The sequence below is a fragment of the Immundisolibacter sp. genome (assembly GCF_028696615.1).
GTDB lineage: Bacteria > Pseudomonadota > Gammaproteobacteria > Immundisolibacterales > Immundisolibacteraceae > Immundisolibacter.
Genome location: NZ_JAQVGQ010000289.1, coordinates 1 through 2,884 on the forward strand (window position 1 = coordinate 1; position 2,884 = coordinate 2,884).

The following is a 2,884-nucleotide window of genomic DNA, read 5'->3' on the forward strand; positions in this document are numbered from 1 at the left end:
CGCACTTGTCCTGTCAGCAGGTCGACGATGCCCTTCAGGCGCTGGCCCATGCCGATCGGCCAGCTCACCGGCGCGCAGGCGATGCCGAGCACGGACTCGATCTCGTCCAGCAACTCCACCGGCTCGCGGCCCTCGCGGTCCAGCTTGTTGACGAAGGTGATGATCGGCGTGTCGCGCAGGCGGCACACCTCCATCAGCTTGATGGTGCGTTCTTCAACGCCGCGCGCGGCGTCGATCACCATCAGGCACGAGTCGACCGCCGTCAGCGTGCGGTAGGTGTCTTCGGAAAAGTCGGCGTGGCCGGGCGTGTCCAGCAGGTTCATCACGCAGTCCCGGTAGGGGAACTGCATCACCGACGAGGTGACCGAGATGCCGCGCTCCTTTTCGAGCGCCATCCAGTCGGAGGTGGCATGCCGCGCGGCTTTGCGCGCCTTGACGGTACCGGCCAGCTGGATGGCACCGCCGTACAGCAGCAGCTTTTCCGTGAGCGTGGTCTTACCCGCGTCCGGGTGGGAAATGATGGCGAAGGTGCGCCGGCGGGCGACCTCGCGTTCGAGTTCGGTCATGCAGGGATCAGCGTCGCCGACGGGGCCGCCGGCAGTGGGCAGGTTCGATGGAGTGACTAGATGGGGACGGCGCGGCGCTCAGGCAATGTCCCGGGCCAACTGCAGGGCGTCTTCGCGCACCTCGCCGGGCGCCGCCGGGTAATAGGATTTTCGCACGCCGACGCGCCGAAACCCAAGCGATTCGTACAGCGCCCGCGCCACGGTGTTGGATGGCCGCACTTCCAGATACACCGTGTGCGCCTTGTAGCGGTCGGCAAGATCCAGGAAATGCTCCACCAGCAGCCGCCCGATTCCACGCCCGCGAAAGGCCGGTGACGCGCAGACGTTGAGCAAATGCGCCTCGCCGGCCGCCACGGACAGGATGCCGTAGCCGGCCAGTACGCCGTCCACTTCCAGCACCCGGCACAGATAACCCACGCGCAGGCAGTCGCGGAAGATGCCCTCCGACCAGGCCTGCGCGGCCGGGTAGGACTGCCGCTCGATGGCCGCCACCGTCGGCACGTCCGCCGCCGTCATGGGGCGCAGCGTCACTTCGCCGCCGCCCGGCTCGGGCGAACGCGCGGCCATCAGGCGGCGCCTGAGCTGCGCTGGCGGTAGACGTCCTGCGCCAGGCACAGGTCATCCCACACCTTGCGCTTTTCCAGTGGCGAACGCAGCAGGTAGGCCGGGTGGTAGGTGGCGACGATGGGCAAATCCGTTCCGCGCCAGCGCCACACCCGCCCGCGCAGGCGGCCGATCGGCTCCTCGCTGCCGAGCAGGTTCTGCGCCGCCACCTTGCCGACCGCGAGGATGAGTTTGGGCTGGATCAGCGCGATCTGCCGCTCGAGAAAGCCCGCACAGGCGGCGACTTCGTCCGGCGCCGGGTCGCGGTTGTTCGGCGGCCGGCATTTGACGATGTTGGTGATGTACACCCCTTTTTGGCGGTCGAGGCCGATTGCCCGCAGCATGGCATCCAGCAGCTTGCCGGCGCGCCCGACGAACGGCTCGCCGCGGGCGTCTTCTTCCGCGCCCGGGGCCTCGCCGACGATCAGCCAGTCGGCGTTGCGGTCGCCCACGCCGGGCACGGTGTGCGTGCGCGTGCGGCTGAGGCCACAGGCGGTGCAGGCGGCGACCTGCGCGGTGAGCACGGACCAGGCGGCGGCGGAGTCGGTCGCTGCGGCGGCGGGAAGCGGCGCGCCCGCGGGCACCGGCATGACGGGGGGCGTTTCGCGCGCCTGCGGCGCAGGCGCGGCCTGCGGCTGCGCCGCCAAGACCTCGGCAACCGGTCCGGCCGGCGGCGTGCGCCGCACGTAGCGCACCACGCCCAAAGCATCCAGATAAGCGGCTTGGCGCGGTGTGACGGGCATGCGGTTGAACCGGGGCGATGACGGCGCCACCTATAATACCGCCCGCATGAATACCGCCCGGCCCATCACCCCCCCTGCCCTGCTGAACCCACCGCTGCCGGCCCGCCCCGGCGAGCGGCGCGACTGGAGCGGCCTCACCGGCGCCAGTCAAGCGCTGGCGCTGGCCGAAGCCGCGCTCGCCGCGCCCGGCCCGCTGCTGGTGGTGGCCGCCGACACGCCGGCCGCCGAGCGCCTCACGCGCGAGATTCCGTTCTTTGCCGGCGCCACGCTGCCGGTGTTGAGCTTCCCGGACTGGGAGACGCTCCCCTACGACGCCTTCTCGCCGCACCAGGATTTGATCTCCGAGCGCCTGGCGGCGCTGCACCGCCTGCCGCGGCTAGACCGCGGCGTGCTGATCGTGCCGATGGCGACGCTGATGCAGCGCCTGCCGCCGCAGACGTACCTGGACGCCTACAGCCTGCACCTGAAGCGCGGCGATCGGCTGAACCTCGCCGACATGCGCGAGCGCCTGATCCGCGCCGGCTACACGGCGGTCAACCAGGTGATGGAGCACGGCGAGTTCGCCATCCGCGGCGGGCTGCTGGACTTGTTCCCGATGGGCAGCGACACGCCGTTTCGGGTCGAGCTGTTCGACGACGAGGTCGACTCCATCCGCCGCTTCGACCCCGACACCCAGCGCTCGCAGGAGAGCCTGCCCAGCATCGATCTGCTTCCCGGGCGCGAGTTCCCGCTCAACCCCGCCGCCATCGAGCGCTTCTATCAGCGCTACATGCAGGTGTTCGAGGCCAACCCGGCGCGCTCGACGTTGTATCGCGAGTTGCAAGCCGGGCGTCCGCCGGCCGGTATCGAGTTCTATCTGCCGCTGTTTTTCGAGACCACCGCCACGCTGTTCGACTACCTGCCGCCGGGCACGCTCATCGCCTGGCAGGAGGGCTGTTTGGCAGCCGGCGACGCCTTCTGGGCCACGGTGCG

3 protein-coding genes and 1 pseudogene are annotated in these 2,884 nt (G+C 70.1%); 1 reads left to right on the forward strand and 3 read right to left on the reverse strand.

Annotation, left to right across the window (positions count from 1 at the left end; genetic code table 11):
• The 3 genes from PHC73_RS13320 to PHC73_RS13330 all read right to left on the reverse strand — a co-directional run.
• On the reverse strand, positions 1–566 hold a 566-nt coding region (locus PHC73_RS13320; RefSeq protein ID WP_300129228.1), incomplete at its 3' end, for a GTP-binding protein.
• A gap of 78 nt (positions 567–644) precedes the next feature.
• On the reverse strand, positions 645–1,133 hold the full coding sequence (gene rimI / locus PHC73_RS13325; protein ID WP_300129230.1) for a ribosomal protein S18-alanine N-acetyltransferase: 489 nt from the start codon (positions 1,131–1,133) through the stop codon (positions 645–647).
• The gene (locus tag PHC73_RS13330; protein WP_300129232.1) at positions 1,133–1,912 is read right to left on the reverse strand and encodes a uracil-DNA glycosylase; all 780 of its coding nucleotides are present in this window, start codon (positions 1,910–1,912) and stop codon (positions 1,133–1,135) included. The genes rimI and PHC73_RS13330 overlap by 1 nt, the downstream gene beginning before the upstream one ends.
• On the opposite strand from PHC73_RS13330, the pseudogene PHC73_RS13335 reads away from it, so the two are divergent.
• A pseudogene (locus tag PHC73_RS13335) lies at positions 1,911–2,884 on the forward strand (transcription-repair coupling factor); the annotation flags it as partial. The gene PHC73_RS13330 and the pseudogene PHC73_RS13335 sit on opposite strands and share 2 nt — an antisense overlap.

Coding starts and splice junctions, on each gene's coding strand:
- PHC73_RS13330 (WP_300129232.1), bottom strand. CDS start 1,912: ATGCCCGTCACACCGCGCCAAGCCGCTTATCTGGATGCTTTGGGCGTG.
- rimI (WP_300129230.1), bottom strand. CDS start 1,133: ATGGCCGCGCGTTCGCCCGAGCCGGGCGGCGGCGAAGTGACGCTGCGC.